Genomic DNA, 25,748 nt, shown 5'->3' on the forward strand with positions numbered 1-25,748 from the left:
CTTTTGTCGTTGAGAAACCGATTCATGTTGCTCGCGATCCGATTCAGCAAACCGCGCCAAGCACCTGATGCGGAATCCTATTTGGCATTCCGCTCCCGTCTCAGCTTCGACCACCAGTCCAGCCGCTTGCGGATCTCGCGCTCGAAGCCGCGTTCTGGCGGATCGTAGAACTGCCGCCGCCCCATCTTTTCCGGAAAATAGTCCTGGCCGGAAAAGGCGTCCGGTTCGTCATGGTCATAGCGGTAGCCGTCCCCATAGCCCTCGCCCTTCATCAGCTTGGTCGGCGCATTGAGAATATGCTTCGGCGGAAGCAGCGAACCGTTCTCCTTCGCCGCCCGCATGGCGGCCTTGTAGGCGGTATAGACGCCGTTGGATTTCGGTGCGGTCGCCAGATAGACGCAGGCCTCCGCCAGCGCGAGCTCTCCTTCCGGCGAGCCGAGAAAATCATAGGCGTCCTTGGCCGCATTGCAGACCACCAGCGCCTGCGGATCGGCAAGGCCGATATCCTCGACCGCCATGCGCACCAGTCGCCGCCCGATGAAGAGCGGGTCCTCGCCGGCATCGAACATGCGGCAGAGGTAGTAGAGCGCGGCATCGGGATCGGAACCGCGGACGGATTTGTGGAGCGCGGAAATGAGGTTGTAGTGGCCGTCCTGCCCCTTGTCATAGACCGGAGCGCGGCGCTGGACGACCCGGGAGAGGCCTTCCGTATCGAAGACCTCGCCCTGTCGCGCTGCCCGCCACACCTCTTCGGCCAGTGTCAGCGCGGCGCGGCCATCGCCATCCGCCATGCGGATGAGGGCCGCGCGGGCATCCGCATCGAGCGGCAGCGGCCGCTCCTCCACGGTTTCGGCGCGCGAGAGGAGATGCTCGAGGCTCGCCTCGTCATGCGCCCTGAAGGTCAGCACCCGGGCCCGCGACAGCAATGCGGCATTGAGCTCGAAAGACGGGTTCTCCGTCGTCGCGCCGACGAGGATCACGGTCCCGTCCTCCATGACCGGCAGGAAACTGTCCTGCTGGGCACGGTTGAAGCGATGGATCTCGTCCACGAAGAGCAGGGTCTGGCGGCCGTTCATCCGCCGCGCGCGGGCGGCTTCGAACACCTTCTTCAGGTCCGCCACGCCGGAAAAGATCGCGGAAATCTGCTCGAAGGCAAGCCCCGCCTCGCCGGAGAGCAACCGTGCGACGGTGGTCTTGCCGGTGCCGGGCGGCCCCCAGAAGATCATCGAGCCCAGGGTCCCGCTTTCGATCATGCGCGTCAGCACGCCGTCCGGACCCGTCAGGTGCTCCTGGCCGGAGACTTCGCCGAGATTGGCGGGGCGCAGCCGGTCGGCCAGCGGTCTGCGACTGGCGACATCGTCGGGTATGCGCGGCGAAAACAGGTCGCTCATCGGAAGATCTGCCGGAAAATCTGGCCGCCGCGATTGATCTCCACCTGCCAGAAGCCCTGATCCTGGCCCAGCTGCGCTTCCAGCGTGGCGGTGCTGTCGATCGCGGTTCCGTTCAGCGACAGCACGATGTCGCTCGGCCGGAAGCCGACGTCATCCGCGGGCGAACCGCCCTTGATCCTCAGAATGATGACGCCCTTGAGATCGCTTGGCAGATGCAGCTCGTCGGCCAGCCGCGGCGAGAGATTGGCGACCAGCGCGCCGGCAAGCGGGTTGTTGCCCTTCAGCAGTCGCTCGTCGCGCGGCTGGGTTTCCGGCGGGCCGGCAAGCGACAGCTTCACGGCGCTCTTCTCGCCATTGTCCATCACCTCGAGCGTCACGCTGGTGCCAAGGCCGGCGGTCGCCAGGCGGTAGCCAAGGGCATCGGGATGTTCCACCTCGATGCCGTTGACGGCGGTGATCACCTCGCCCGGCTTCAGGCCGGCCTTTGCCGCCGGTCCACCGTCGACCACCTTGACGATCAGGGCACCCCGGGCGCGGGTCAGCCCCAGCGCCGACGCGACCTCCGAGGTGACCGGCTCGAAGGTGGCGCCGATATAGGGCCGTTCGAAACTCGTCGCACCGCGCTCGGCAGCATTGAGGAACGCCTTGACCAGATTGGCCGGGATCGCGAAACCCACGCCGTTCGATCCGCCGCCGCGCGAGAAGATCGCCGTATTGATGCCGATCAGCTCGCCCTTCATGTTCATCAGCGCTCCGCCGGAATTGCCGGGATTGATGGCTGCATCCGTCTGGATGAAGAAGCCGAACTCGGATTTTACCACCTGGTTGCGCGCCAGCGCCGAGACGATGCCCGAGGTCACCGTCTGGCCGACGCCGAAGGGGTTGCCGATGGCCAGCACCAGATCGCCCACCTCCACCTGGTCGGAATTGCCGATCGTGAGCGCGGCGAACCGGTCCCTGCTCTTGATCCGCAGCACCGCCAGATCGACCCGCTCGTCCTTCATCACCACCTCGCAGGGGTATTCCCGCCCGTCGGCAAGCGCCACCTTGATGTCGTCTGCACCCTCGATCACATGGTTGTTGGTGATAACCATGCCGTCCGCCGTGGCAATGACGCCCGAGCCCAGCGAGGACTGCTTCTCCGTGCGATTGGGCATGCGCTGGCCGAAGAACTGCTCGAAGAACGGATCGTCGAACACCGGCGACCGGCGCTGCACGATGCGTTCGGCATAGACATTCACCACGGAATTCGAAGTCTGCTTCACCAGCGGCGCAAAGGAAAGCTGCATCTCCGCCGCCGATTGCGGCACGGTCTTGGTCTCCTCGGCGCGCATGCCGGCAGCAGGCAGAAGCGATGCCACCAGCACCAGGCCCAGAACGCGGCTTCTGTTGAAAATCATGCTGATTCCCTTTCGATCTCTCCACCGGAAGATGGTCGCTTGCAGCTTCGATGAAAAGGGGGCGAAAGCATGAAGATGACCGTTGCGGGCGATGGCCGACTGTCCCGCATGCCGTCGATTTTGCGCTACTGCCCCCTTGTGCCGGGAGCAGCGTGGGGTTGGAGGGGCTGTAGTGCGCTTGGGCCGCGCGCGGCGTCGAGTGTGCCGATGCGCACCCCCCTCTGCCCTGCCGGGCATCTCCCCCTCAAGGGGGGAGATCGACCGTAGTCTTTTGGTTTCCCCAAATAACAAGCGTCTCAATTGCAGATACGCTTGCGAGGGACTGCCTACATAAACCCCATCCCGATCTCCCCCCTTGAGGGGGAGATGCCCGGCAGGGCAGAGGGGGGTGCGGTGCGTCACACTCAACCCAGTGCGAGGCAGAGCGGGGTGCGGTGCCTAGCCCTCGCCGTCCCGCGGACACCACGTGGTGCCCCCTCGTGACGCCCCGTTACTTCAGCAAGCTGAGGTCGCGGACGGCGCCCTTGTCGGCGCTGGTGGCGAAGGCGGCGTAGACCTTGAGGGCGGTGGAGACGGCGCGTTTGCGGGGTTCGGCGGGCTGCCAGCCCTTCTTGTCCTGCTCGGCGCGGCGGGTCGCAAGTTCGGCTTCCGACACCCGCAGGCTGATGCCGCGGTTGGGGATGTCGATGTCGATCATGTCGCCGTCGCGCACGAGGCCGATGACGCCGCCATTGGCGGCTTCCGGCGAGACGTGGCCGATGGAGAGGCCCGAGGTGCCGCCGGAGAAGCGGCCGTCGGTGACGAGTGCGCAGGCCTTGCCCAGGCCCTTCGACTTCAGGTAGCTCGTGGGATAGAGCATTTCCTGCATGCCCGGGCCGCCCTTCGGGCCCTCGTAGCGGATAACCACCACGTCGCCGGCCTTGATCTCGTTCGACAGGATGGCCTTGACGGCCGCATCCTGGCTTTCGAAGACGCGGGCCGGACCCGAGAAGACGAGGATCGATTCATCGACGCCTGCCGTCTTGACGATGCAGCCATCGACAGCGAGGTTGCCCTTCAGCACGGCCAGGCCGCCATCCTTGGAGAAGGGATGCTGCGCATCGCGGATGACGCCGTTTTCGCGGTCGAGATCGAGCTCCTCCCAGCGTGCCTCCTGGCTGAAGGCGACCTGGGTCGGAATGCCGCCGGGCGCAGCCGAGAACAGCTTGTGGGCTGCCGGATTGTCGGTGATGGCGATATCCCAGTTGTCGAGCGCCTCGCGCATGGAGCTGGAATGCACGGTCGGCAGGTCGCTGTGCAGCAGGCCTGCCCGATCCAGTTCGCCGAGGATCGCCATGATGCCGCCGGCACGGTGGACGTCTTCCATGTGCACGTCCGACTTGGCCGGCGCGACCTTCGACAGGCAGGGTACCTTGCGCGACAGACGGTCGATGTCGTCCATGGTGAAGTCGATCTCGCCCTCATGGGCGGCGGCAAGCACGTGGAGCACGGTGTTGGTGGAACCGCCCATGGCGATATCGAGCGCCATGGCGTTCTCGAAGGCGCGCTTGTTGGCGATCGAGCGCGGCAGGACACTTGCGTCTTCCTGCTCGTACCAGCGGCGGGCGAGATCGACCACGCGGCGGCCGGCCTCCAGGAAAAGCTGCTTGCGATCCGCATGGGTGGCAAGCGTGGAGCCGTTGCCCGGCAGCGAAAGGCCGAGCGCTTCCGTCAGACAGTTCATCGAATTGGCCGTGAACATGCCCGAGCAGGAGCCGCAGGTGGGGCAGGCCGAACGCTCGATGACCTTAACGTCCTCGTCGGAAACATTGTCGTCCGCGGCGGCAACCATGGCATCGACGAGGTCGAGCGCATGCTTCTTGCCGTGCAGCACCACCTTGCCCGCTTCCATCGGACCGCCGGACACGAAGACGGCGGGAATGTTGAGGCGCATGGCAGCCATCAGCATGCCGGGAGTGATCTTGTCGCAGTTCGAGATGCAGACCATGGCGTCGGCGCAATGCGCATTGACCATGTATTCGACGCTGTCGGCGATGATTTCGCGCGACGGCAGCGAATAGAGCATGCCGTCATGGCCCATGGCGATGCCGTCGTCGACGGCGATGGTGTTGAATTCCTTGGCGACGCCACCGGCCGCCTCGATTTCGCGCGCGACGAGCTGGCCAAGGTCCTTCAGGTGCACGTGACCAGGCACGAACTGGGTGAAGGAATTCACCACCGCGATGATCGGCTTGCCGAAATCGCTGTCCTTCATGCCCGTGGCACGCCACAACCCGCGTGCACCGGCCATGTTGCGGCCATGGGTCGTGGTTCTGGAACGGTAGGCAGGCATGGGTTTGTCCTCGAATAGAGCTTCAGGGGTTGGGGCGGATGCCGCAGCCGGCGGCAGGGGCCTCGCAAGCCCGATTTCCTACCGGAAAGGGCCCGGGCTGTCACTATCACCTCGGGCCAAAGCGGTACGCCTGCCATGGGGCGTTTTTTTGTTGGCGGGCAGAAACAATTCCGCTCCCGGCTTCGTATTCACTTCCGAGTACACGAAAATGTGGTCAGGCTGCCCCTTTTCCTGCCGCGTGCGGCGGATAAGACAGGAAGCAGACGACGAGCCCCGATGAGGACAGCATCATGCCGAGCTTCAAGGTACCGAAAATCCCCTCCAGCGAAATCACCCCGCAGCGCATCTATGCCCGGCGCCGTGAGATCCTCGGCCTCATGGCCGGCGGCGCGGCGCTGGCCGCCGCCCCATCCGCATTTGCAGCGGCCCTGAAGACGGTGCCCTCCCCCTACAGGCTCGACGAGGAGCTGACGCCCAGGGAGAGCGTGACCACCTACAACAACTTCTACGAATTCGGGACCGACAAGGGCGACCCGGCCGCCAACTCCGGTACGTTCAAGCCCATGCCCTGGACCGTGGAGGTGGGCGGCATGGTGGCCAAGCCGAAAACCTTCGGCCTGGAAGACCTGATGAAGGCCTATCCCATCGAGGAGCGCATCTACCGGATGCGCTGCGTCGAGGCCTGGAGCATGGTGATCCCCTGGAACGGCTTTCCGCTTGCTTCGCTGCTGAAGGCGGTGGAACCGCTCGGCTCGGCGAAATACGTGGCCTTCGAAAGCGTGGTGCGGCCGGAGGAAATGCCGGGCCAGACGGGCGGCTTCCAGCCCCTGCCCTGGCCCTATGTGGAGGGCTTGCGGCTGGACGAGGCGATGCATCCCCTCACCCTTCTTGCCGTCGGGCTTTACGGCGAGACGCTGCCCAACCAGAACGGCGCGCCGATCCGCCTGGTCGTTCCGTGGAAATACGGCTTCAAGGGTATCAAGTCGATCGTCAAGATCACGCTGACCGACAAGCAGCCGCCTTCCACCTGGAACATTCTCGCGCCGCAGGAATACGGCTTCTATTCCAACGTCAATCCGGCAGTCGATCATCCGCGCTGGAGCCAGGCGACGGAGCGGCGGATCGGCACCGGCGGCTTCTTTGGCACGAGCCGGGTCGATACCCTGCCCTTCAACGGCTATGCGGACGACGTGGCGAGCCTTTATGCCGGCATGGACCTGAAGGCGAACTTCTGAGATGGCGCCGGCAAAGCTTTCGCCGCGGGCGCAATCGGCGCTGGTCTGGGCGGTCTATGCGGTGGGCCTTGCGCCCGCGCTCTGGACATTCTGGCTCGGCGCCAGCAACCAGCTCGGCGCGGACCCGGTGAAGACATTCGAGCGCTTCCTCGGGCTCTGGACGATCCGCTTCCTGATCCTGACGCTGGCGATCACGCCGCTGCGGGACCTAGGCCTCTTCAACGGGCTGCGCTACCGACGGGCACTGGGGCTGCTTGCCTTCTACTATGCCGCCCTGCATTTCCTCACCTATGCGGTGCTCGACCAGACCATGGTGCTCTCGGCCATCGTCGCCGACGTGGTGAAGCGCCCCTTCATCACCTTCGGCATGATCGCCCTCACCCTGCTGGTGCCGCTTGCCGTTACGTCAAACAATGCATCGATCCGCCGCCTCGGTTCGCGCTGGTCAAGCCTGCACAGGCTCGTCTATCCCGTGGCGGCCCTGGGGGCGCTGCATTACAGCATGGCGGTCAAGGTGCTCGGCGCGGAGCAGTATATCCATATCGGCCTTCTGGTCCTGCTGCTCGCCTATCGCATCGCCCGCCCGCGGCTGATGGAGGCAAAACGGCAGAAACGGCGCGCCGCGGCGTGAGCCCTAGCATCAGCCGCAGCGCCCTTCACAAAGCAGGAAACGAAGGCTGATTGTCTGGTCCAGCTCCCGTTCGAAGGCGCGAGCAAGGTGATCGCAGACCCCTCCGGGATCCGCCCCTCTCCTCGTCATCTCCTCGCGGAACAGGGTTCCGCGAAGAAAACCCGTTGCGAACTCGAACGGATCGCCGAGGCGTGACGATCTGACGACCACCTCCGGCCCGGCGGTGGAGAACCCGTTCTCCTCAAGGGCGCCCCGGATAACATCCACCTGATGATAGGCATAGGGGGTCTGGAAATAGACGGGCGGATCTTCCGGAAAGAATTCCGACAGCGCGCGGTTGAGGACCATGGCGAAGGGATTGTGTGCCAGGCTGTCCCAGACCGTGAAGACGAAACGGCCCTCCCGCTTCAGGACACGGCGCGCCGACGCGTAGGCTCCGGCCTTGTCCGAAAACAGCATGAGACCGAACTGGCAGACCACAAGGTCGAAGCTGGCCGGGGTAAAGGGCAGGTTCGTCGCATCGCAGACCCGGAATTCGAGCTTGTCAGAGGCGAGGAATTTTCTTCTTGCCACCTCCAGCGCAGAGCCGTTGAGGTCGGAGGCAACGTATTGTCGGATCTTCGGCGCCCTGTCGAAGATTTCACGGGTCAGGATGGCCGTACCGGCCGCCGTTTCGAGGATGTCATCACAGCCGAGGGCCGCGACATACTCTGCGACATGGCGTGCAGGTTCCCGAAAAATGACCGGAACAAGATAGCGGTCATAGCACTCCGGCATCGTCATCGCGGGGCGGTCGTCCATGGCAAACCTCGAAAGCAGCAACGGGGGCTACGTGAAAATCCGGCTTTACATTATTTTTTCCTGATATTCATATATAAAGCGGCCTCGGGTCAAGCGGCGGGGGCATCTGTTGGCGCCCGATCCACGGCGACCGATTTTTTTTGCCTCCTTTGTCGAATCCGGCTGCGCTTGCGCGTCATGTCGATATGCGCACAGGATGCGCACAGACGAACCGAAGGAGAAATGCGATGCGTGTGGTGGTTTTTGTGAAGGCGACCGGGGACAGCGAAGCGGGCGTGATGCCGAGCAGCGAGCTTGTGGAAGCCATGGGCCGTTTCAACGAGGAACTTGTGAATGCCGGCATCATGCTGGGTGGCGAGGGTCTCAAGCCCTCGAAGATCGGCAAGCGCGTCGCCTTCGATGGCGAGAGCCGCCGGGTAATCGACGGTCCCTTCGCCGAGACGCGCGAACTGGTGGCCGGCTACTGGATCTGGGAAGTGCGCGACATGGACGAGGCGGTGGAATGGGTGAAGCGCTGCCCGAACCCCATGCCGGGCCCGAGCGAGATCGAGATCCGGCCGGTCTATACCATGGAGGATTTCGCCGAGGCGATGACGCCCGAAGGCAGCGCGGTGCACGACCGGGTGGCCGCCAAGCTGGCCGAAAAGCAGTGAGGCGCCCATGACCCGGATGATCTTCATCAACCTGCCGGTTGCCGACCTCTCCCGGTCGATCCGCTTCTATGCCTCCATCGGCGCCAACCAGAACATGCAGTTTTCCGACGAGCGGACGGCCTGCATGCTGCTCTCGGACAGCATCGGAGTGATGCTGCTCACCCACGACCGCTACCGGGATTTCATCTCCCGTCCGATCGGCGATGCCCATGCGGAAAGCCAGCTGCTGATGGCGCTGACCATGGAAAGCCGCGATGCGGTGAATGCCACGGTCGATAAGGGCGCCGCCGGAGGCGGCAGGGCCGATCCCACGCCGCAGCAGGATCACGGCTTCATGTTTTCCCGATCTCTCGAAGATCCGGACGGCTATGTCTGGGAGCTGATGTGGATGGACATGTCCGCCGTTCCCCCGCAGGCCTGATCCCGCCGGCCTGTCAACTCCCCGGACGGCGTCGATTGACGATCCCGCCGCCCGGGGGATAATCCCCCGCATGAACCAGCATGACATTCACCGCACCGTCGAAACCGTGTTCCTGATGGAGCGCACCCGCCTGATCGCGGGTCTCGCCCGGACGACCGGAAGCCTCGATCTTGCCGAGGAACTGGCCCAGGAAGCGCTGGCCGCCGCGCTCGTGCACTGGCCGAAGACGGGCGTTCCCGCCAACCCCGCCGGGTGGCTGATGCTTTCGGCCAAACGCCGCGCCATCGATCTTCATCGCCGGCGCGTGACCGCCAGACGCGCGCAGGCGGAAATCGGCCTTGCCCGCAGCCACGACGAGGAGGCCCTGCACGAGGCCTTCCTCGACGGGCTCGACGACGATATCGGCGACGACCGGCTGGCGCTGATCTTCACGGCCGCCCATCCCGTCCTGCCGCCGGACCAGCGCGCGGCACTGACGTTGCGTCTCATCGGCGGATTGACGACGGCTGAAATTGCCCGCGCCTATCTGACCGGCGAACCAACCATTGCCCAGCGCATCACCCGCGCGAAGAAGCGACTTGCCGATCCGGCCATCGCCTATGAGGTGCCGCAGGGAAAGGAGCGCCCGCCCCGGCTCTCGTCCGTGCTGGAGGTGATCTACCTGATCTTCAACGAAGGCTATTCCGCAACATCCGGCCCCGAGGCGGTGCGGGCACCGCTCTGCCACGAGGCGCTGCGGCTCGGGCGCATTCTCGCCGCCCTGATGCCCGAGGAAGCGGAAGTGGCCAGCCTGCTGGCGCTCATGGAGATCCAGGCGTCCCGCCTTGGCGCCCGCACCGCGGCGGACGGCCGGTCGATCCCTCTGCCCCGGCAGAACCGCGCACTCTGGGACCGGCTTCTCATCCGACGCGGCCTGGAGGGTATCGAAAGGGCACGAGCGCTCGGCGGCGGCACGGGCCCCTATTGCCTTCAGGCAGAACTCGCCGCCTGCCACGCCCGCGCAGCCCGATTCGAGACGACGGACTGGGCGAGGATAGCGGCGCTCTATGGCGATCTCCTCGCCCTTCAGCCATCTCCCGTCGTGGCGCTCAACCGCGCGGTCGCGGTCGGCATGGCACAGGGCCCCGCCGCGGGGCTGCAACTGCTCGAGGACCGGTCCCTCGCCTCGACCCTCTCCACCTTCGCCCCCTATCACGCGGCCCGCGGCGACTGCCTGGAGCGCCTCGACCGCCACGCCGAAGCGCGCACCGCCTTCACCCTTGCCGCCTCCCTTTCCGGTAACGATGCCGAACGCCGGTTCCTGGAAGACCGCGCCCGCTTGTGCGGGTGACTGGGAAGCTCCGCCCTCAGGGCGATGACGCGCTGTGTCGCGGGTGGCCGATGGGGCTTGTGCATCCCCTCGCCAGGCCGGGTTAGAGGCAGCGCCCACCCGTCTGTGCCTCGCAGGGAGGGGAGTTTGCCGTGCTGCACCCCCCTCTGTCCCTGCCGGGACATCTCCCCCACAAGGGGGGAGATCGGGATGGGGTTTATCATGGCAGTCCCCAGCAGACGTTTCTGCAATTGAGACATTTATTGTTTGAGGAAACCAAAAACCCCGCGGTCGATCTCCCCTCTTGAGGGGGAGATGTCCCGGCAGGGACAGAGGGGGGTGCGGTGCCACACACGCAACGCCCTGCAAGACCCAGTCGGACACCCTTCGGCACCCCACCCATTTCCCCAGAACGGCAAAAGGCCGGAGTGTTGCCACTCCGGCCCATGCAATTGTCCCACCGGGGGAACTGACCGATCAGGCTGCTTCGGCGGCTTCGGCTTCGGCGCGGGCCTTGTCGGCGGCGCCCTTGGCGTCGACGTCGCGGTCGACGAACTCGATGACGGCCATGGCGGCGTTGTCGCCGTAGCGGAAGCCGGCCTTCATGATGCGAAGGTAGCCGCCGTTGCGGTTGGCATAACGCGAGGCAATGGTGTCGAACAGCTTCGAGACGACAGCGGCGTCACGAACCTGGGAGATCGCCTGACGGCGGGCGTGCAGGTCGCCGCGCTTGCCGAGGGTGACGAGCTTCTCGACGATCGGACGGATTTCCTTTGCCTTCGGCAGGGTCGTCACGATCTGTTCATGGGTGATCAGCGAGGCTGCCATGTTGGCAAACATGGCCTTGCGGTGGCTGGCGGTGCGGTTGAGCTTGCGGCCGGCTTTCTGGTGGCGCATGAGCTTTACTCCTTGATGGCAGGCAGGGCCTGCTTAACGGTTAATACTGGTCTTCGTAGCGCTTGGCGAGATCTTCGATGTTCTCGGGCGGCCATGCGGGCACTTCCATGCCGAGGTGCAGGCCCATGGAAGCGAGAACTTCCTTGATTTCGTTCAGCGACTTGCGACCGAAGTTCGGAGTGCGGAGCATTTCTGCTTCCGTCTTCTGAATGAGGTCGCCGATGTAGACGATGTTGTCGTTCTTCAGGCAGTTGGCCGAGCGAACGGAGAGTTCGAGTTCGTCCACCTTCTTGAGGAGCGCCGGGTTGAAGGCAAGCTCGGTCACGGCTTCCTCGACGGCTTCCTTCTGCGGCTCGTCGAAGTTGACGAAGACCGAGAGCTGGTCCTGGAGGATGCGGGCCGCGAAGGCTACCGCGTCTTCACCGGTGACGGAACCATCGGTTTCGATGGTCATGGTCAGCTTGTCGTAGTCGAGAACCTGGCCTTCACGGGTGTTTTCCACCTTGTAGGACACTTTCTTGACCGGCGAGTACAGGCTGTCGACCGGGATGAGGCCGATCGGCGCGTCTTCCGAGCGGTTGCGCTCGGCCGGCACGTAGCCCTTGCCGTTGTTTACCGTGAATTCCATGCGGATCTCGGCGCCCTCGTCGAGGGTGCAGATCACGTGGTTCGGGTTCAGGATCTCGATATCGCCGACCGTCTGGATATCACCAGCGGTGACGGTGCCGGGGCCCTGCTTGCGGACAACCATGCGCTTGGCATCGTCGCCATCCATCTTGATCGCGATTTCCTTGATGTTCAGGACGATGTCCGTCACGTCTTCGCGAACGCCCGGGATGGACGAGAACTCATGCAGCACGCCGTCGATCTGGACGGCGGTGACGGCAGCGCCGCGGAGCGACGAAAGCAGCACGCGACGGAGCGCGTTGCCGAGGGTGAGGCCGAAGCCACGCTCCAGCGGCTCGGCGACGAGCGTAGCCTTGGTGCGGCCGGAGGAGGTGAACTCCACCTTGTTCGGCTTGATCAGTTCCTGCCAGTTCTTCTGGATCATTGTTTTTTCCTTCCGTTCGCCGCCACCATCCAATCGTGACGGCCGAGCATGAAACAAGCAGGGCGGACGGCCTTTCGGGCCACCCGCCTGCCACGGACGATGATCAGACGCGGCGCTTCTTGCGCGGACGGCAGCCGTTGTGCGGGATCGGGGTCACATCACGGATCGAGGTGATCATGAAGCCGGCAGCCTGAAGGGCGCGCAGAGCGGATTCACGACCGGAGCCCGGGCCGCAGACTTCGACTTCCAGCGACTTCATGCCATGTTCCTGGGCCTTCTTCGCAGCGTCTTCGGCAGCGATCTGGGCAGCGAAGGGGGTCGACTTGCGCGAACCCTTGAAACCCTTCGAACCGGCCGACGACCAGGCAATTGCATTGCCCTGCGCATCGGTGATGGTGATCATGGTGTTGTTGAAGGTGGAGTTGACGTGAGCAACGCCCGAGGTGATGTTCTTGCGCTCGCGACGGCGGACGCGGGTGGCTTCCTTGGCCATGGTCTTCCTTTCAAGTGATCTCTTCACCGCCGTAACACCAGCGGCTACACCGGAAATGTGAGTGAGTAGTGCGCAGTGAGAAGTGAGTAGTTCAGACCACCCTCAACCCGGACCCGTCGCTACTGACCGTCCATTTCCAACCCTCTCCCAGCGGGAGCATTTTTTCGCCGCCGGAGGGCGACGACATCATAAGCAAACAGCGAAAGTGAGCAGCAAGCAGAGACCTACTTACTACTCACTATTCGACTACTCACCAAATTTACTTCTTCTTGCCTGCGATGGCCTTTGCCGGACCCTTGCGGGTGCGGGCATTGGTGTGCGTGCGCTGGCCGCGGACCGGGAGGCCACGGCGATGACGCAGGCCGCGGTAGCAGCCGAGGTCCATCAGACGCTTGATGTTCATCGAGGTTTCGCGGCGCAGATCGCCCTCAACCTGATAGTCGCGGTCGATGGTTTCGCGGATCGCCAGTACGTCAGCGTCAGACAGCTGATGAACGCGACGATCGGACGGAATGCCAACCTTCTCGCAGATTTCCTTAGCGAATTTCGGACCGATCCCGTGGATGTAGGTCAGCGCGATTACTACGCGCTTCGCAGTCGGGATGTTGACGCCAGCGATACGTGCCACGCCTATTCTCCTTGCGTTCCCTGACGCCATCAGGCGCTAGGTGCTTGTTATGCGGCAAAGCCGCTTGTTTATCTTAAAGGGTTCGAACACGCAGACGCGACCGGACCCGGACTTCCCTTTGTCCGCGCCGTTCGCCTGATGTTGCGAGTTGGCGCGGTCTTTAACGGAATCGGCCGCAAAATGCAACCTGTCCCGCCATATTAATTGGCCTGGCGGTTCACCGCCAGGCGCAAGGGAGCATCGCGCCCCCTATTCGATGGAGCGGGAAACGCGTCCCCTGCCCCGAAACTCTTCCTATCGGCTGTAGCCGGACAGGATGCTGTCGATCGCCGCGGAAACCACATCGATGTCGGCCATGCCGTCCACCGACTTCAGCTTCTTCTTGGCGTAATAGTAGCCGATCAGCGGCGAGGTTTCCTTGTAATAGGCCTGCAGGCGCGTGACCATGGTCTCGGCATTGTCGTCCGGACGGCGCTTGAACTCGGTCGAGCCGCACTTGTCGCAGACGCCATCAACCTTCGGCTTGTGGTTATGGTCGTGATAGCCCGCGCCGCACTTGGCGCAGGTGTACCGGCCCGCCACGCGATCCACGAGAACCGCATCGTTCACCTGAAGCTCGACCACCACATCGAGCTCCAGCCCCTTGGACTGAAGCATCGATTCGGTCGCGTCCGCCTGAACCAGCGTGCGCGGGAAGCCGTCGAGGATGAAGCCGTTGGCGCAGTCCGCCTGATCGATCCGCTCGGATACGATGTCGATGACAATATCGTCGGACACGAGCTTGCCCGCATCCATCACCGCCTTGGCGCGCTTGCCGACATCCGTACCGGCGGCGACGGCTGCACGAAGCATGTCACCGGTGGAAAGCTGCGGAATGCCATACTTCTCCACGATCCGCTGGGCCTGGGTACCCTTGCCCGCGCCCGGCGGTCCTAACAGAATTAACCTCATCGTCCCCTCTTCCCTCCACGGAGCTTGCTCTTCTTGATCAGGCCCTCGTATTGCTGCGCAATCAGGTGCCCCTGGATCTGTGCTACCGTATCGAGGGTGACGCTGACAACAATCAAAAGCGATGTACCACCAAGGGCTAATGGGATGCCCGTCTGGGATACCAGGATTTCGGGAAGAATGCAGACGATCACGAGGTAGATCGCACCGACCACGGTGATGCGGGTCAGGACGTAGTCGAGATATTCCGCGGTCCGTTCGCCGGGGCGGATCCCCGGGATGAAGCCGCCGTGCTTCTTGAGGTTATCGGCCGTATCCTTCGGGTTGAAGACGATGGCCGTGTAGAAGAAGGCGAAGAAGGCGATCAGCAGCCCGTAGAGCACCATGTAGACCGGACGGCCGTGGCCGAGGGCGGAAATGATCATGGTGGCCCATTCGGGCAGGTTCTGGTTGTTCGAGAAACCGGCGATGGTGCCCGGCAGCAGCAGCAGCGACGAGGCGAAGATCGCCGGGATGACGCCCGAGGTGTTGAGCTTCAGCGGCAGGTGGGACGATTCGCCCCGCGACATGCCGTTGCCGATCTGGCGCTTCGGATACTGGATGAGCAGGCGGCGCTGCGCACGTTCCACGAAGACGATCAGCGCGATGACGGCGATGGCGACGACCAGCACCGTGAGGATCAGGCCGGTGGACAGCGCACCCGTGCGGCCGAGCTCCAGCGTGCCGGCGAGCGCGCTCGGCAGACCGGCGGCAATGCCCGCGAAGATGATCAGCGAGGTGCCATTGCCGATGCCGCGCGAGGTGATCTGCTCGCCGAGCCACATCAGGAACATCGTGCCGCCCAGCAGCGAGATGACCGTGGAGATGCGGAAGAACAGGCCGGGATCGGTGACCACGTTCGCGGCGCTTTCGAGACCGACGGCGATGCCGTAGGCCTGCAGCGCGCCCAGCAGCACGGTGCCGTAACGGGTATACTGGTTGATGATCTTGCGGCCCTGCTCGCCTTCCTTCTTCAGGTTCTCGAGCGCGGGGACGACGGAGGTCATCAGCTGCACGATGATCGAGGAGGAAATGTAGGGCATGATTCCGAGCGCGAAGATCGCCATGCGCTGCACGGCGCCGCCCGAGAACATGTTGAAGAGACCGAGGATGCCGCCAGACTGGCCCTTGAAGGCGCTGGCATAGGCTTCCGGATTAAGACCCGGCAGGGGGATATGGGTGCCGAGACGATAGACGATCAGCGCCAGCAGGGTGAACCAGAGGCGCTTCTTGAGGTCTTCGGCCTTGGCGAAGGTCGAAAAGTTGAGATTCGAGGCCAGTTGTTCCGCTGCAGATGCCATGCATTTCTCCGCACAACCCGTCCGGTGAAAGGCGTGCGCCCGGCTTCGGAGCAACGGGCCTCACCCGGAGTCAAATTAAATCGATTTGGAAAGCGGCGGCGGGCGTATCGCGGACCTGGTACGCGTGCCTCACCCTCGTCTTCCCTAGTGCCCGGCGGAGTACACGATTCCATCCGGACTGTGAGGCTCACATATGAGAGCAAAACCGCCCGGTGTGAAGTGCACCGGGCGGTCTTTTGCAAACTTATTCGGCAGCAGCCGGAGCGGCGAGCACCTGGACGGAGCCGCCAGCCTTCTCGATCTTCTCCACGGCAGCCTTGGAGGCGCCGGCGACGACGATCGTCAGCTTGGCCTTCAGTTCGCCGTCGGAGAGGACGCGAACGCCATCACGCTCGCGGCGGATCACGCCAGCGGCCTTCAGCGAAGCGGCGTCGACCGTTGCCTTGGCATCGAGCTTGCCGGCGTCGATCGCGGTCTGGATGCGACCGAGAGAGACTTCGACATAGTCGGATGCGAAGACGTTGGTGAAGCCACGCTTCGGCAGACGGCGGTAGATGGGCATCTGGCCGCCTTCGAAGCCGTTGATGGCTACGCCCGAACGGGCCTTCTGACCCTTGACGCCGCGACCACCGGTCTTGCCCTTGCCGGAACCGATACCGCGACCGACGCGCTTGCGGTTCTTGGACGCGCCTTCGTTGTCCTTGATTTCATTCAGTTTCATGGATCTTTCCTCCGGCTCACTTCTCGTCGACGACGCGGACGAGATGCTGCACCGCGCGGATCATGCCACGAACAGCCGGGGTATCTTCCAGCGTGCGGCGGCGATGCATCTTGTTCAGTCCGAGACCGATCAGCGTCTGGCGCTGTACATCCGGACGGCGAATGGGGCTGCCGATCTGTTCAACAGTGATCGTCTTGCCTTCGTTCTTAGCCATCGATCAATCTCCTCTTACTCTTCGGAGGCATTGCCGGAAGCAGCGCGGCGAGCCTGGAGCGTGGCGAACTTGATGCCGCGCTGTGCCGCGATGTCCTTCGGATGTACCTGGTGCTTCAGAGCGTCGAAGGTTGCGCGAACCATGTTGTAGGGGTTCGACGAACCGGTCGACTTGGCAACCACGTCATGCATGCCGAGCGTTTCGAATACGGCGCGCATCGGACCACCGGCGATGATACCGGTACCGGCCTTTGCGGAGCGCAGCAGAACCTTGCCGGCGCCATGACGGCCGTTGACGTCGTGATGCAGCGTACGGCCGTCGCGCAGCGGTACGAAGATCATGTCGCGCTTGGCAGCTTCGGTGGCCTTGCGGATGGCTTCCGGTACTTCACGAGCCTTGCCGTGACCGAAGCCGACGCGGCCCTTCTGGTCGCCGACGACGACGAGAGCAGCGAAGCCGAAACGACGGCCGCCCTTCACCACCTTGGCAACGCGGTTGATCGCGACCAGCTTGTCAACGAATTCGCTGTCGCGCTCTTCGCGGTTCTGGCGCTCATCGCGAGACGCCCGTTCCTTCTGTGCCATTGTCCTCTTCCTTTTTCTTTTCCGGGTGCAATGGATGACATTAAGGACCGCATCTCCCCGGAACGGGAGGATACGGTCCCGATGAGTGGACCTGCCATGGGGACGAGATCCGGATTCCGCCCGGAAAGACGCCTCTCGACGTCTTCCGGATCAAGAATCAGAAGCTGAGGCCACCCTCGCGGGCAGCTTCGGCCAGGGCCTTGATGCGGCCGTGATAGATGAAGGCGCCGCGATCGAACACGACTTCCTTCACACCGGCCTTGACGGCGCGCTCGGCAACCAGCTTGCCGACGGCAGCAGCTGCTGCCACATCGGCGCCGGTCTTCAGTTCCTTGCGCAGACCTGCATCGAGGGTCGATGCGGCGGCCAGGGTGCGGCCGGCGACATCGTCGATAACCTGTACATAGATGTTCTTCGACGAGCGATGAACAGACAGGCGCGGACGGCCGTTGGCCACCGCCTTGATCTGACGGCGCACGCGATTCGCACGACGTACAAGTGCTTCTTTCCTGCTAGCCATTTCGCGTGTTCCTTACTTCTTCTTGCCTTCTTTGCGGACAATCCGCTCTTCGGCATACTTGACGCCCTTGCCCTTGTAGGGCTCCGGACCGCGATATTCGCGGATCTCGGCGGCGACCTGGCCAACCTGCTGCTTGTTGATGCCGGTGACGATGATTTCGGTCGGCTTCGGAACAGCGATGGTGATGCCTGCCGGCGGCTCATACACGACGTCGTGGCTGAAGCCGAGAGCGAGCTGCAGGTTCTTGCCCTGCATGGCGGCGCGGTAACCGACGCCGTTGATCTCGAGCTTGCGCTCGTAGCCGTCCTTGACGCCCTTGAAGATGTTTTCGATCATCGTGCGGGACATGCCCCACTTCGAACGAGCATCCTTGGAGTCGTTGGCCGGCTTCACGACGACCGCGTTGCCGTCCATGGCAACGGAAACTTCGTCATTGACGACGAAGAAGAGTTCGCCCTTCGGGCCCTTCGCGCTGACCTTCTGGCCATCGACGGCGGCCGTTACACCAGCAGGAACCGGAACGGGCTTCTTACCGATACGAGACATTGTAATTCCCTATCTGTTTATGCTTGGCTCTACCGCGTCGATCTTAGAAGACCGAGCAGAGAACTTCGCCGCCAACGTTCTGTTCGCGAGCCTGGTGATCGGCCATCACGCCCTTCGGAGTCGAAAGGATGGTGATGCCGAGGCCGTTCGCGACCTGCGGAATGGATTTGACCGAGACGTATACCCGGCGGCCCGGCTTGGAGACGCGGCCGATCTCGCGGATGACCGAAGCACCTTCGTAGTACTTCAGTTCGATCTGCAGCTCGGACTTGCCGTTGCCGTATTCGACCTGGGTGTAGCCGCGGATGTAGCCTTCGGCCTGGAGCACGTCGAGAACGCGCGCGCGGAGCTTGGAAGCGGGAGTGGTAACGGACGACTTGCGACGTGCAGCGCCGTTACGGATGCGGGTGAGCATATCGCCCAGAGGATCTGTCATAGCCATGTGCCCGTCTCCTTACCAGCTGGACTTGACGACACCCGGCACCTTGCCGGTGTTGCCCAGTTCGCGAAGCGCGATACGCGACATGCGAAGCTTGCGATAGAATGCACGCGGACGACCGGTGACTTCGCAACGGTTGCGAATACGGGTCTTGGAACCGTCGCGCGGCAGGGATGCCAGCTTCAGGGTTGCCTTGAACCGCTCTTCGATCGGAAGAGCCTGGTTCTGAATGATTGCCTTCAGGGCAGCGCGCTTGGCGGCCTGGTTGGCAACCGTCTTGCGGCGGCGCTTGTTCTTTTCAATAGCGCTTGTCTTCGCCATAGAGGTGTTCCTTTTCTACGCTCGTCGTTACGGTTACTGACGGAACGGGAAGCTGAACTCCTTGAGGAGAGCCCGTGCTTCGTCGTCCGTGTTTGCCGTCGTGCAAACGATGATGTCCATGCCCCACATCTGATCAACCTTGTCGTAGTTGATCTCAGGGAACACAATGTGCTCCTTGATGCCCATGGCGAAGTTGCCACGGCCGTCAAAGCTCTTCGGGTTCAGGCCGCGGAAGTCGCGAACGCGCGGAAGCGCGATGTTCACGAGACGGTCCAGGAACTCGTACATGCGGGCGCCGCGCAGGGTGACCTTTGCGCCGATCGGCATGTTTTCACGCACCTTGAAACCTGCAATCGAGTTGCGGGCGCGGGTGATGACCGGCTTCTGGCCGGCGATGGCTGCGAGGTCGGCAGCAGCAACGGTGGGCTTCTTGGAGTCAGCCGTCGCTTCGCCAACACCCATGTTGATGACGATCTTGTCGATCTTCGGGATCATCATCTCGTTGGAGTAGTTGAACTTCTCCTGCATCGCAGCGCGGATGCGGGATACGTATTCCTTCTTGAGCCGCGGCTCATACTTTGCCTCAGCCATCGATCACTTCTCCCGAACGCTTGGCCACGCGAACCTTCTTGCCGTCAACAACCTTGAAACCGACGCGGGTCGGCTTGCCGTCCTTGTCCTGGATGGCGAGGTTGGACAGGTGAAGCGGCGCTTCCTTGGTGATAATGCCGGCTTCCTGGGTCTGCGTCTGGCGCTGGTGGCGCTTGACGAGGTTGATGCCACGCACGACTGCGCGGTCTTCCTTCGGCATAACCTGAATGACTTCACCGGTGCGGCCCTTGTCCTTGCCGGTGAGTACGACGACCTTGTCGCCCTTGCGAATCTTCTGCATCGTCATCGCTCCCTTAGAGTACTTCCGGAGCCAGCGAGATGATCTTCATGTGGTTCTTGGCGCGGAGTTCGCGCGGAACCGGTCCGAAGATACGGGTGCCGATCGGCTCTTTCTTGTTGTCGATAAGAACGGCTGCGTTGTTATCGAAGCGGATGACGCTGCCATCGGGACGACGGATGTCCTTGGCGGTGCGTACGACAACCGCCTTCATCACGTCACCCTTCTTGACGCGGCCGCGCGGAATGGCTTCCTTGATCGAAACGACGATGATGTCGCCGATGGAAGCATACTTCCGCTTGGAACCGCCCAGCACCTTGATGCACATGACACGACGCGCGCCGGAATTATCCGCCACGTCGAGGTTTGTTTGCATCTGAATCATATCAGGTCGCCTTCTTGTTGTTTACCGGACCGGTTGGGCCTCGTTTCCCGCATGCCCCTCTCCCGGGATCGTAGCGATCCCAAGGGTCATGCACGGGCCCCCTGTTCCAGCTTATTTGCTACATTCAAAGCAAAAGAACGCCCATTGCTGAGCGTCCTTTGCTCCAAGTCCGTGCTTCATACAGATATTTCGGCCAAGTGCAAGAGCACCAGGCCAAACCCCTTATGAATTAGGCCTGGACGTTGATGACCGTCCAGCACTTGTCCTTCGAAATCGGCGCGCATTCCTGGATGGATACGACATCGCCGACCTTGCACTGGTTGTTCTCGTCATGCGCCTTGTACTTCTTCGAGCGACGCACGGTCTTCTGAAGAAGCGGGTGAGCGAAGCGGCGCTCTACGCGGACCACGACGGTCTTTTCGTTCTTGTCGCTGACGACAACGCCCTGCAGAATGCGTTTAGGCATATTATTCGGTCCTTAGGCCTTGGCTTCTGCCGCCTTCTGGCGGGCAATGGTTTTCACGCGCGCGATGTCACGACGGACTTCCTGGATGCGCGTGGACTTTTCGAGCTGACCGGTGGCCTTCTGGAAGCGCAGGTTGAACTGCTCCTTCTTCAGCTTGGCAAGCTCGTCCTTGAGTTGGTCGGCGCTCATGGCGCGAACGTCTGCGGCTTTCATGGGCTTCTTCCTTACTCTGCAATGCGCTGTACGAAGCGCGTCTTGACCGAGAGCTTGGCAGCGCCGAGACGCAGGGCCTCGCGAGCGATTTCCTCGCTAACGCCGTCGATCTCGAACATGATTCGGCCGGGCTTGACCTTGCATGCCCAGTATTCGACCGAACCCTTACCCTTACCCATACGCACTTCAGTCGGCTTGGCGGTGACCGGAACATCGGGGAATACCCGGATCCATACACGGCCTGCACGCTTCATGTAACGGGTGATCGCGCGGCGGGCCGCTTCGATCTGGCGAGCGTTCACACGATCAGGCTCCTGAGCCTTGAGACCGAACTCGCCGAAAGCCAGGTCGGAACCGCCCTTGGCCACACCCTTGATGCGGCCCTTGAACTGCTTGCGGTACTTAGTACGCTTTGGCTGCAACATTTTCTTGTTCTCCGAACTTATCTTTCGCCAGCGCTAATCAAGCGTTTTCGCGGCGGCGTTCGCCACGTTCACGGCTTGCCGGACCCTGAGCATCGCCTTCCATAGCGCGGCGCTCGGAAGCCATCGGGTCGTGCTCGAGGATTTCGCCCTTGAAGATCCAGACCTTGATGCCGCAGATACCGTAAGCGGTTTCGGCTTCGGCCGTACCGTAGTCGATGTCGGCACGCAGCGTGTGCAGCGGAACGCGACCTTCGCGGTACCATTCGGTACGGGCGATTTCAGCACCGCCGAGACGGCCGGCGCAGGTGATCTTGATGCCTTCGGCGCCGAGACGCATGGCAGACTGAACGGCGCGCTTCATGGCACGACGGAAGGCAACGCGGCGCTCGAGCTGCTGGGCGATGCCCTGGGCAACGAGGGTCGAGTCGATTTCCGGCTTGCGCACTTCGACGATGTTCAGGTGCGTTTCGGAATTGGTCATCTCGGAAAGCTTCTTGCGGAGCTTTTCGATGTCAGCGCCCTTCTTGCCGATGATGAGGCCCGGGCGGGCGGAGTGGATCGTGACGCGGCACTTCTTGTGCGGACGCTCGATCACCACCTTCGCGATACCGGCCTGCTTCAGCTCGTTCATCAGGTAGGTGCGGATCTTCAGGTCTTCGTGAAGAAGCTGACCGTATTCCGCGTTGTCTGCGAACCAGCGGCTATCCCAGGTGCGGTTGATGCCGAGACGGAAGCCGATCGGATTGATTTTCTGACCCATTATGCGGCCTCCCCTTTGGCTTCCACTTCACGGACAACGATCGTGAGATGCGAGAAGGGCTTCTCGATGCGCGATGCACGGCCGCGGCCGCGGGCATGGAAGCGCTTCATGACGATCGAACGACCGACGTAGGCCTCGGCGACGATCAGCGAGTCGACGTCGAGATCATGGTTGTTCTCGGCATTGGCGATCGCGGACTGGAGGGTCTTGCGAACCGTCTCAGCGATGCGCTTGCGCGAGAATTCGAGCTCGGCAAGAGCCCGGTCAACCTTCTTTCCGCGAATCATCGCGGCAACCAGGTTGAGCTTCTGGGGGCTGACGCGGATCGTGCGCGCAACTGCCTGCGCCTCGTTGTCCTTCAGCCGGCGTTCGGCTTTAGCCTTGGCCATCGTTACTTCCTCTTCGCCTTCTTGTCCGCGCCGTGACCGTAATAGGTACGGGTGGGAGCGAATTCACCGAATTTATGTCCGACCATGTCTTCCGACACGGCAACCGGGATGTGCTTGCTGCCGTTGTAGACGCCGAAGGTGAGGCCGACGAACTGGGGCAGGATGGTGGAGCGACGGCTCCACATCTTGATCACTTCTGCACGGCCGCCTTCACGAACCTTCTCAGCCTTCTTGAGAAGATAGCCGTCAACAAACGGACCTTTCCAAACTGAACGAGCCATTGGAGACTTCCTCTCTTACTTCTTACGCTGATGGCGCGAGCGCATGATGAACTTGTCGGTCGACTTGTTCGAACGGGTGCGCTTGCCCTTGGTCGGCTTGCCCCACGGGGTAACCGGATGACGACCGCCCGAGGTACGGCCTTCACCACCGCCGTGCGGATGGTCGACAGGGTTCATGACCACGCCGCGAACATGCGGACGCTTGCCGCGCCAGCGCGAACGACCGGCCTTGCCATCGTTGATGTTGGCATGATCGGGGTTCGATACAGCACCGATGGTGGCAAGGCAAGTGCCATGCACCAGGCGCTGTTCGCCGGAGTTCAGCCGAAGGATCGCCATGCCCTGGTCACGACCGACGAGCTGCGCATAGGCACCGGCGGAGCGGGCGATCTGACCGCCCTTGCCCGGCTTCATTTCCACGTTGTGGATGATGGAGCCGACCGGGATGTAGGCGAGCGGCATGGTGTTGCCGGGCTTCACGTCGACAGCCTTCTCCGAAGCGATGACCTTGTCGCCGGCAGCGAGGCGCTGCGGAGCGAGGATGTAGGCCTGTTCGCCGTCGGCATAGTTGACGAGCGCGATGTAAGCGGTGCGGTTCGGGTCGTATTCCAGACGCTCGACCGTGCCTTCAACTTCAAACTTGCGACGCTTGAAGTCGACGAGACGGTAGGTGCGCTTGTGACCGCCGCCCTGGAAGCGGACGGTGATGCGACCGTAGTTGTTGCGGCCGCCCTTGGAAGTCAGACCTTCGGTCAGCTTCTTGACCGGCTTGCCCTTGTAGAGACCGGAGCGGTCCACGATGACCAGCTGGCGCTGGCTGGGCGTGGTCGGATTGAAACTTTTCAATGCCATTTTCTTTATCCCTTAGAGTCCGGTGGACACGTCGATGGACTGGCCTTCGGCAAGCGTGACGATTGCCTTCTTGACGTCCCTCTGACGGCCGGCGATGCCGCGGAACCGCTTCGTCTTGCCCTTGCGCAGAAGGGTGTTGACGGCCGTTACCTTGACACCGAAGAGAGCTTCAACGGCAGCCTTGATTTCCGGCTTCGTCGCGCCCTTGGCAACGTTGAAGACGACCTGGTTCTGTTCGGCGACCAGGGTCGACTTTTCCGTGATCGAAGGAGATACGATCACATCGTAGTGACGAAGATCAGTCATTTGAACCGCTCCTCCAGAGCTTCAACCGCAGCCTTGGAAAGCACGAGCTTGCCGCAACGCAGGATGTCGTAAACGTTGATGCCCTGAACCGGCAGAACATGCATGTTCGGGATGTTCTGGGCGGCCAGCTTGAAGTTGGCGTCAACTTCAGCACCACCGATGAAAAGGGCATTGTTCAGACCGAGCGACGCGAATGCGTTCACCAGGTTCTTGGTCTTGGCTTCGGCGGCGACCAGCTGGTCGACGACGATCAGGCCTTCGGCGCGAAGCTTGGCCGAGAGCGCATGGCGCAGAGCCAGCGCACGGACCTTCTTCGGCAGGTCATGGGCGTGGCTGCGAACAACCGGGCCATGAGCCTTGCCACCGCCGCGGAACTGCGGGGCGCGAGCGGAATGGTGACGAGCGCGGCCCGTACCCTTCTGCTTGTACATCTTCGAGCCCGTCCGCGCGATTTCCGAGCGGCCCTTGGCCTTGTGCGTGCCCTGCTGCTTCTTGGCGAGCTGCCAGCGAACCATGCGGGCGAGAATGTCTTCACGGGGCTCCAGGCCGAAGATGGCGTCCGAAAGGGAAACCGTGCCGGCGTCCTTGCCCTCGAGGGTCTTGACGGTGAGATCCATTGTGCGGCTCCCTTATTCTGCTGCTGCGCGGAGGCCGGCCGGACGCGGAGCGCCTTCCGGCGTGCCCGACTTCACGGCGTCACGGACAACGATCCAGGAACCCTTGGAACCGGGCACTGCGCCCTTCACCAGGATAAGGCCACGGTCGCTGTCGGTGGATACCACTTCCAGGTTCTGGGTGGTCACGCGGGTCTGGCCCATGTGACCAGCCATGCGCTTGCCCTTCCAGACGCGGCCGGGGTCCTGGTTGTTACCGGTCGAACCATGCGAGCGGTGCGAAACCGATACGCCGTGGGTCGCACGAAGACCGCCGAAGTTGTGGCGCTTCATGGCGCCGGCAAAGCCCTTACCGATCGAGGTGCCCGTGACGTCGACTAGCTGGCCGGCGACGAAGTGGGCAGCCGTCAGCTCAGCGCCGACGTCGATCAGGTTGTCTTCCGATACGCGGAATTCAACGAGCTTGGCCTTGGGCTCAACGGAAGCGGTCGCAAAGTGACCGCGAAGAGCCTTCGACGTGTTCTTGACCTTGGACTGGCCGGCACCGAGCTGAACTGCGGTATAGCCATTCTTGTCTTGAGTGCGCTGGGCTACCACCTGGCAGTTTTCCACGCGCAATACTGTTACCGGGATATGCTCGCCAGCGTCGTTGTAGACGCGGGTCATTCCCACCTTCTGTGCAATCACACCTGAACGCATCGGTTCATTCCTTCCCTAAGGCTCTGGCCTTAAAGCTTGATTTCCACGTCGACACCGGCGGCCAGATCGAGCTTCATCAGCGCATCGACCGTCTGCGGTGTCGGATCAACGATATCGAGGAGGCGCTTGTGGGTGCGCATCTCGAACTGTTCGCGGCTCTTCTTGTCGACATGCGGCGACCGGTTCACGGTGAATTTCTCAATCCGGGTCGGAAGCGGCACGGGCCCGCGCACACTTGCACCGGTGCGCTTGGCCGTCGACACGATTTCGCGCGTGGAGGCATCGAGAACCCGGTGATCAAACGCCTTGAGGCGGATGCGGATATTCTGGCCGTTCATTCGACTTGTCCTTGCTCGTGTTTACCGCGTGCCTCCGTATAAGGCACACATTAACTTAAGATTAACTGGACCGGCCCGCCTAAAGATGCAGGGACACCTTGCGGTGCCCCCGCTCTCCCGAACCGGTCCGGTCCGATTACTCGATGATCGAGGCGACGATACCGGCGCCGACGGTGCGGCCGCCTTCGCGGATGGCGAAGCGCAGCTTTTCTTCCATCGCGATCGGAACGATCAGCTCGACGTCAACGGTCACGTT

37 protein-coding genes are annotated in these 25,748 nt (G+C 62.6%); 5 read left to right on the forward strand and 32 right to left on the reverse strand.

The annotated features are described in order from the left end of the window. Positions 1–77: 77 nt before the first annotated feature. The 3 genes from GGR23_RS11135 to ilvD form a co-directional block, all read right to left on the reverse strand. Positions 78–1,391, reverse strand: coding sequence for a replication-associated recombination protein A (locus tag GGR23_RS11135; RefSeq protein ID WP_183366326.1), 1,314 nt, complete (start codon positions 1,389–1,391; stop codon positions 78–80). Continuing rightward, the gene (locus tag GGR23_RS11140) at positions 1,388–2,791 is read right to left on the reverse strand and encodes a DegQ family serine endoprotease (protein WP_183366327.1); all 1,404 of its coding nucleotides are present in this window, start codon (positions 2,789–2,791) and stop codon (positions 1,388–1,390) included. The genes GGR23_RS11135 and GGR23_RS11140 overlap by 4 nt, the downstream gene beginning before the upstream one ends. Positions 2,792–3,281: 490 nt before the next feature. Continuing rightward, positions 3,282–5,123 carry a dihydroxy-acid dehydratase gene (ilvD, locus tag GGR23_RS11145; protein WP_183366328.1) on the reverse strand — a complete coding sequence of 614 codons (1,842 nt, stop codon included), beginning with the start codon at positions 5,121–5,123 and terminating at the stop codon, positions 3,282–3,284. Positions 5,124–5,413: 290 nt separating this feature from the next. Here ilvD and msrP point away from each other — a divergent pair, with 290 nt between their 5' ends. After that, positions 5,414–6,358 carry a protein-methionine-sulfoxide reductase catalytic subunit MsrP gene (gene msrP / locus GGR23_RS11150; protein ID WP_183366329.1) on the forward strand — a complete coding sequence of 315 codons (945 nt, stop codon included), beginning with the start codon at positions 5,414–5,416 and terminating at the stop codon, positions 6,356–6,358. Between the two features lies 1 nt (position 6,359). Beyond that, complete coding sequence (gene msrQ, locus GGR23_RS11155; RefSeq protein ID WP_183366330.1) at positions 6,360–6,989, forward strand: protein-methionine-sulfoxide reductase heme-binding subunit MsrQ; 630 nt, start codon at positions 6,360–6,362, stop codon at positions 6,987–6,989. A gap of 9 nt (positions 6,990–6,998) precedes the next feature. Here the strand turns inward: msrQ and GGR23_RS11160 are convergent, their stop codons facing one another. Then, entirely contained in the window at positions 6,999–7,790 is a 792-nt protein-coding gene (locus tag GGR23_RS11160) for a class I SAM-dependent methyltransferase (RefSeq protein WP_183366331.1), read from the reverse strand. A gap of 227 nt (positions 7,791–8,017) precedes the next feature. Here GGR23_RS11160 and GGR23_RS11165 point away from each other — a divergent pair, with 227 nt between their 5' ends. From GGR23_RS11165 to GGR23_RS11175, 3 genes are all read left to right on the forward strand, one after another. Continuing rightward, positions 8,018–8,443, forward strand: a complete 426-nt coding sequence (locus GGR23_RS11165) for a YciI family protein (protein WP_183366332.1) — start codon at positions 8,018–8,020, stop codon at positions 8,441–8,443. A gap of 7 nt (positions 8,444–8,450) precedes the next feature. Beyond that, positions 8,451–8,864 (forward strand): VOC family protein, encoded by a 414-nt coding sequence (locus GGR23_RS11170; protein WP_183366333.1) that lies wholly within the window; start codon positions 8,451–8,453, stop codon positions 8,862–8,864. A gap of 70 nt (positions 8,865–8,934) precedes the next feature. Next, the gene (locus GGR23_RS11175) at positions 8,935–10,194 is read left to right on the forward strand and encodes an RNA polymerase sigma factor (RefSeq protein WP_183366334.1); all 1,260 of its coding nucleotides are present in this window, start codon (positions 8,935–8,937) and stop codon (positions 10,192–10,194) included. 456 nt (positions 10,195–10,650) lie between these two features. On the opposite strand, the gene rplQ is transcribed toward GGR23_RS11175, so the two are convergent. From rplQ to GGR23_RS11315, 28 genes are all read right to left on the reverse strand, one after another. Continuing rightward, positions 10,651–11,070: a 50S ribosomal protein L17 gene (gene rplQ, locus GGR23_RS11180; protein WP_183366335.1), complete on the reverse strand. Its 420-nt coding sequence runs from the start codon at positions 11,068–11,070 to the stop codon at positions 10,651–10,653. A 40-nt stretch (positions 11,071–11,110) separates the two neighbouring features. Further along, positions 11,111–12,121, reverse strand: coding sequence for a DNA-directed RNA polymerase subunit alpha (locus GGR23_RS11185; RefSeq protein WP_183366336.1), 1,011 nt, complete (start codon positions 12,119–12,121; stop codon positions 11,111–11,113). Between the two features lie 103 nt (positions 12,122–12,224). After that, a complete protein-coding gene (gene rpsK, locus GGR23_RS11190; protein ID WP_183366337.1) occupies positions 12,225–12,614 on the reverse strand; it encodes a 30S ribosomal protein S11 in 390 nt (129 codons plus the stop codon). A gap of 259 nt (positions 12,615–12,873) precedes the next feature. Then, on the reverse strand, positions 12,874–13,242 hold the full coding sequence (rpsM, locus tag GGR23_RS11195; protein ID WP_183366338.1) for a 30S ribosomal protein S13: 369 nt from the start codon (positions 13,240–13,242) through the stop codon (positions 12,874–12,876). 294 nt (positions 13,243–13,536) lie between these two features. Then, positions 13,537–14,193, reverse strand: coding sequence for an adenylate kinase (locus GGR23_RS11200; RefSeq protein WP_183366339.1), 657 nt, complete (start codon positions 14,191–14,193; stop codon positions 13,537–13,539). Continuing rightward, entirely contained in the window at positions 14,190–15,530 is a 1,341-nt protein-coding gene (gene secY / locus GGR23_RS11205) for a preprotein translocase subunit SecY (protein ID WP_183366340.1), read from the reverse strand. The genes GGR23_RS11200 and secY overlap by 4 nt, the downstream gene beginning before the upstream one ends. A 244-nt stretch (positions 15,531–15,774) precedes the next feature. Continuing rightward, positions 15,775–16,251, reverse strand: a complete 477-nt coding sequence (gene rplO, locus GGR23_RS11210) for a 50S ribosomal protein L15 (protein ID WP_183366341.1) — start codon at positions 16,249–16,251, stop codon at positions 15,775–15,777. A gap of 16 nt (positions 16,252–16,267) precedes the next feature. Then, on the reverse strand, positions 16,268–16,465 hold the full coding sequence (gene rpmD, locus GGR23_RS11215) for a 50S ribosomal protein L30 (protein WP_183366342.1): 198 nt from the start codon (positions 16,463–16,465) through the stop codon (positions 16,268–16,270). A 14-nt stretch (positions 16,466–16,479) separates the two neighbouring features. Beyond that, positions 16,480–17,049 carry a 30S ribosomal protein S5 gene (gene rpsE, locus GGR23_RS11220; RefSeq protein ID WP_183366343.1) on the reverse strand — a complete coding sequence of 190 codons (570 nt, stop codon included), beginning with the start codon at positions 17,047–17,049 and terminating at the stop codon, positions 16,480–16,482. A 157-nt stretch (positions 17,050–17,206) separates the two neighbouring features. After that, a complete protein-coding gene (gene rplR, locus GGR23_RS11225) occupies positions 17,207–17,569 on the reverse strand; it encodes a 50S ribosomal protein L18 (RefSeq protein WP_183366344.1) in 363 nt (120 codons plus the stop codon). Between the two features lie 12 nt (positions 17,570–17,581). Then, on the reverse strand, positions 17,582–18,115 hold the full coding sequence (gene rplF, locus GGR23_RS11230; protein WP_183366345.1) for a 50S ribosomal protein L6: 534 nt from the start codon (positions 18,113–18,115) through the stop codon (positions 17,582–17,584). Between the two features lie 43 nt (positions 18,116–18,158). Continuing rightward, a complete protein-coding gene (gene rpsH / locus GGR23_RS11235) occupies positions 18,159–18,557 on the reverse strand; it encodes a 30S ribosomal protein S8 (protein ID WP_183366346.1) in 399 nt (132 codons plus the stop codon). Between the two features lie 12 nt (positions 18,558–18,569). Continuing rightward, positions 18,570–18,875 (reverse strand): 30S ribosomal protein S14, encoded by a 306-nt coding sequence (gene rpsN / locus GGR23_RS11240; protein ID WP_183366347.1) that lies wholly within the window; start codon positions 18,873–18,875, stop codon positions 18,570–18,572. A gap of 33 nt (positions 18,876–18,908) precedes the next feature. Continuing rightward, a complete protein-coding gene (gene rplE / locus GGR23_RS11245) occupies positions 18,909–19,466 on the reverse strand; it encodes a 50S ribosomal protein L5 (RefSeq protein ID WP_183366348.1) in 558 nt (185 codons plus the stop codon). Beyond that, positions 19,459–19,767: a 50S ribosomal protein L24 gene (gene rplX, locus GGR23_RS11250; RefSeq protein WP_183366349.1), complete on the reverse strand. Its 309-nt coding sequence runs from the start codon at positions 19,765–19,767 to the stop codon at positions 19,459–19,461. The genes rplE and rplX overlap by 8 nt, the downstream gene beginning before the upstream one ends. A 13-nt stretch (positions 19,768–19,780) precedes the next feature. Further along, positions 19,781–20,149, reverse strand: a complete 369-nt coding sequence (rplN, locus tag GGR23_RS11255; RefSeq protein WP_007770138.1) for a 50S ribosomal protein L14 — start codon at positions 20,147–20,149, stop codon at positions 19,781–19,783. A gap of 229 nt (positions 20,150–20,378) precedes the next feature. Then, on the reverse strand, positions 20,379–20,615 hold the full coding sequence (gene rpsQ / locus GGR23_RS11260) for a 30S ribosomal protein S17 (protein WP_183366350.1): 237 nt from the start codon (positions 20,613–20,615) through the stop codon (positions 20,379–20,381). A 12-nt stretch (positions 20,616–20,627) separates the two neighbouring features. Then, positions 20,628–20,828: a 50S ribosomal protein L29 gene (gene rpmC / locus GGR23_RS11265; RefSeq protein WP_183366351.1), complete on the reverse strand. Its 201-nt coding sequence runs from the start codon at positions 20,826–20,828 to the stop codon at positions 20,628–20,630. 11 nt (positions 20,829–20,839) lie between these two features. Continuing rightward, positions 20,840–21,253 (reverse strand): 50S ribosomal protein L16, encoded by a 414-nt coding sequence (gene rplP / locus GGR23_RS11270; RefSeq protein ID WP_183366352.1) that lies wholly within the window; start codon positions 21,251–21,253, stop codon positions 20,840–20,842. Positions 21,254–21,290: 37 nt separating this feature from the next. Further along, complete coding sequence (rpsC, locus tag GGR23_RS11275; protein WP_183366353.1) at positions 21,291–22,013, reverse strand: 30S ribosomal protein S3; 723 nt, start codon at positions 22,011–22,013, stop codon at positions 21,291–21,293. Beyond that, the gene (gene rplV / locus GGR23_RS11280; RefSeq protein WP_183366354.1) at positions 22,013–22,402 is read right to left on the reverse strand and encodes a 50S ribosomal protein L22; all 390 of its coding nucleotides are present in this window, start codon (positions 22,400–22,402) and stop codon (positions 22,013–22,015) included. Before rplV ends, rpsC begins: the two co-directional genes overlap by 1 nt. Positions 22,403–22,404: 2 nt before the next feature. After that, positions 22,405–22,683, reverse strand: coding sequence for a 30S ribosomal protein S19 (gene rpsS / locus GGR23_RS11285; RefSeq protein ID WP_183366355.1), 279 nt, complete (start codon positions 22,681–22,683; stop codon positions 22,405–22,407). 15 nt (positions 22,684–22,698) lie between these two features. Further along, entirely contained in the window at positions 22,699–23,535 is an 837-nt protein-coding gene (gene rplB, locus GGR23_RS11290; protein WP_183366356.1) for a 50S ribosomal protein L2, read from the reverse strand. Positions 23,536–23,547: 12 nt separating this feature from the next. Then, a complete protein-coding gene (locus tag GGR23_RS11295; protein ID WP_183366357.1) occupies positions 23,548–23,841 on the reverse strand; it encodes a 50S ribosomal protein L23 in 294 nt (97 codons plus the stop codon). After that, positions 23,838–24,458 carry a 50S ribosomal protein L4 gene (gene rplD, locus GGR23_RS11300; RefSeq protein WP_183366358.1) on the reverse strand — a complete coding sequence of 207 codons (621 nt, stop codon included), beginning with the start codon at positions 24,456–24,458 and terminating at the stop codon, positions 23,838–23,840. Before rplD ends, GGR23_RS11295 begins: the two co-directional genes overlap by 4 nt. A gap of 12 nt (positions 24,459–24,470) precedes the next feature. Continuing rightward, the gene (rplC, locus tag GGR23_RS11305; protein ID WP_183366359.1) at positions 24,471–25,154 is read right to left on the reverse strand and encodes a 50S ribosomal protein L3; all 684 of its coding nucleotides are present in this window, start codon (positions 25,152–25,154) and stop codon (positions 24,471–24,473) included. 29 nt (positions 25,155–25,183) lie between these two features. After that, complete coding sequence (rpsJ, locus tag GGR23_RS11310; protein ID WP_006728688.1) at positions 25,184–25,492, reverse strand: 30S ribosomal protein S10; 309 nt, start codon at positions 25,490–25,492, stop codon at positions 25,184–25,186. A gap of 136 nt (positions 25,493–25,628) precedes the next feature. Further along, on the reverse strand, positions 25,629–25,748 hold a 120-nt coding region (locus tag GGR23_RS11315), incomplete at its 5' end, for an EF-Tu C-terminal domain-related protein (RefSeq protein ID WP_484494484.1).

It is taken from the genome of Gellertiella hungarica (assembly GCF_014197145.1).
Classification (GTDB): Bacteria; Pseudomonadota; Alphaproteobacteria; order Rhizobiales; family Rhizobiaceae; genus Gellertiella; species Gellertiella hungarica.

Excerpts from the sequence above, each read along its gene's own strand:
- GGR23_RS11140 (WP_183366327.1), bottom strand. The coding sequence starts at position 2,791 with ATGATTTTCAACAGAAGCCGCGTTCTGGGCCTGGTGCTGGTGGCATCG.
- ilvD (WP_183366328.1), bottom strand. The coding sequence starts at position 5,123 with ATGCCTGCCTACCGTTCCAGAACCACGACCCATGGCCGCAACATGGCC.
- rplC (WP_183366359.1), bottom strand. The coding sequence starts at position 25,154 with ATGCGTTCAGGTGTGATTGCACAGAAGGTGGGAATGACCCGCGTCTAC.
- GGR23_RS11185 (WP_183366336.1), bottom strand. The coding sequence starts at position 12,121 with ATGATCCAGAAGAACTGGCAGGAACTGATCAAGCCGAACAAGGTGGAG.
- rpsJ (WP_006728688.1), bottom strand. The coding sequence starts at position 25,492 with ATGAACGGCCAGAATATCCGCATCCGCCTCAAGGCGTTTGATCACCGG.
- rpsH (WP_183366346.1), bottom strand. The coding sequence starts at position 18,557 with ATGGCTATGACAGATCCTCTGGGCGATATGCTCACCCGCATCCGTAAC.
- rplX (WP_183366349.1), bottom strand. The coding sequence starts at position 19,767 with ATGCAGAAGATTCGCAAGGGCGACAAGGTCGTCGTACTCACCGGCAAG.
- GGR23_RS11165 (WP_183366332.1), top strand. The coding sequence starts at position 8,018 with ATGCGTGTGGTGGTTTTTGTGAAGGCGACCGGGGACAGCGAAGCGGGC.
- GGR23_RS11135 (WP_183366326.1), bottom strand. The coding sequence starts at position 1,391 with ATGAGCGACCTGTTTTCGCCGCGCATACCCGACGATGTCGCCAGTCGC.
- rpsQ (WP_183366350.1), bottom strand. The coding sequence starts at position 20,615 with ATGCCTAAACGCATTCTGCAGGGCGTTGTCGTCAGCGACAAGAACGAA.
- rplV (WP_183366354.1), bottom strand. The coding sequence starts at position 22,402 with ATGGCCAAGGCTAAAGCCGAACGCCGGCTGAAGGACAACGAGGCGCAG.
- rpmD (WP_183366342.1), bottom strand. The coding sequence starts at position 16,465 with ATGGCTAAGAACGAAGGCAAGACGATCACTGTTGAACAGATCGGCAGC.
- GGR23_RS11295 (WP_183366357.1), bottom strand. The coding sequence starts at position 23,841 with ATGACTGATCTTCGTCACTACGATGTGATCGTATCTCCTTCGATCACG.
- rpsN (WP_183366347.1), bottom strand. The coding sequence starts at position 18,875 with ATGGCGAAGACAAGCGCTATTGAAAAGAACAAGCGCCGCCGCAAGACG.
- rpsK (WP_183366337.1), bottom strand. The coding sequence starts at position 12,614 with ATGGCCAAGGAAGCCACCCGCGTCCGCCGTCGCGAGCGCAAGAACATC.
- msrP (WP_183366329.1), top strand. The coding sequence starts at position 5,414 with ATGCCGAGCTTCAAGGTACCGAAAATCCCCTCCAGCGAAATCACCCCG.
- rplR (WP_183366344.1), bottom strand. The coding sequence starts at position 17,569 with ATGGCTAGCAGGAAAGAAGCACTTGTACGTCGTGCGAATCGCGTGCGC.
- msrQ (WP_183366330.1), top strand. The coding sequence starts at position 6,360 with ATGGCGCCGGCAAAGCTTTCGCCGCGGGCGCAATCGGCGCTGGTCTGG.
- rplQ (WP_183366335.1), bottom strand. The coding sequence starts at position 11,070 with ATGCGCCACCAGAAAGCCGGCCGCAAGCTCAACCGCACCGCCAGCCAC.
- GGR23_RS11160 (WP_183366331.1), bottom strand. The coding sequence starts at position 7,790 with ATGGACGACCGCCCCGCGATGACGATGCCGGAGTGCTATGACCGCTAT.
- rplN (WP_007770138.1), bottom strand. The coding sequence starts at position 20,149 with ATGATTCAGATGCAAACAAACCTCGACGTGGCGGATAATTCCGGCGCG.
- GGR23_RS11175 (WP_183366334.1), top strand. The coding sequence starts at position 8,935 with ATGAACCAGCATGACATTCACCGCACCGTCGAAACCGTGTTCCTGATG.
- GGR23_RS11170 (WP_183366333.1), top strand. The coding sequence starts at position 8,451 with ATGACCCGGATGATCTTCATCAACCTGCCGGTTGCCGACCTCTCCCGG.
- rplP (WP_183366352.1), bottom strand. The coding sequence starts at position 21,253 with ATGTTGCAGCCAAAGCGTACTAAGTACCGCAAGCAGTTCAAGGGCCGC.
- secY (WP_183366340.1), bottom strand. The coding sequence starts at position 15,530 with ATGGCATCTGCAGCGGAACAACTGGCCTCGAATCTCAACTTTTCGACC.
- rpsE (WP_183366343.1), bottom strand. The coding sequence starts at position 17,049 with ATGGCACAGAAGGAACGGGCGTCTCGCGATGAGCGCCAGAACCGCGAA.
- rplF (WP_183366345.1), bottom strand. The coding sequence starts at position 18,115 with ATGTCTCGTATCGGTAAGAAGCCCGTTCCGGTTCCTGCTGGTGTAACG.
- rpsS (WP_183366355.1), bottom strand. The coding sequence starts at position 22,683 with ATGGCTCGTTCAGTTTGGAAAGGTCCGTTTGTTGACGGCTATCTTCTC.
- rpmC (WP_183366351.1), bottom strand. The coding sequence starts at position 20,828 with ATGAAAGCCGCAGACGTTCGCGCCATGAGCGCCGACCAACTCAAGGAC.
- rplO (WP_183366341.1), bottom strand. The coding sequence starts at position 16,251 with ATGAAACTGAATGAAATCAAGGACAACGAAGGCGCGTCCAAGAACCGC.
- rplB (WP_183366356.1), bottom strand. The coding sequence starts at position 23,535 with ATGGCATTGAAAAGTTTCAATCCGACCACGCCCAGCCAGCGCCAGCTG.
- GGR23_RS11200 (WP_183366339.1), bottom strand. The coding sequence starts at position 14,193 with ATGAGGTTAATTCTGTTAGGACCGCCGGGCGCGGGCAAGGGTACCCAG.
- rplE (WP_183366348.1), bottom strand. The coding sequence starts at position 19,466 with ATGGCTGAGGCAAAGTATGAGCCGCGGCTCAAGAAGGAATACGTATCC.
- rplD (WP_183366358.1), bottom strand. The coding sequence starts at position 24,458 with ATGGATCTCACCGTCAAGACCCTCGAGGGCAAGGACGCCGGCACGGTT.
- rpsC (WP_183366353.1), bottom strand. The coding sequence starts at position 22,013 with ATGGGTCAGAAAATCAATCCGATCGGCTTCCGTCTCGGCATCAACCGC.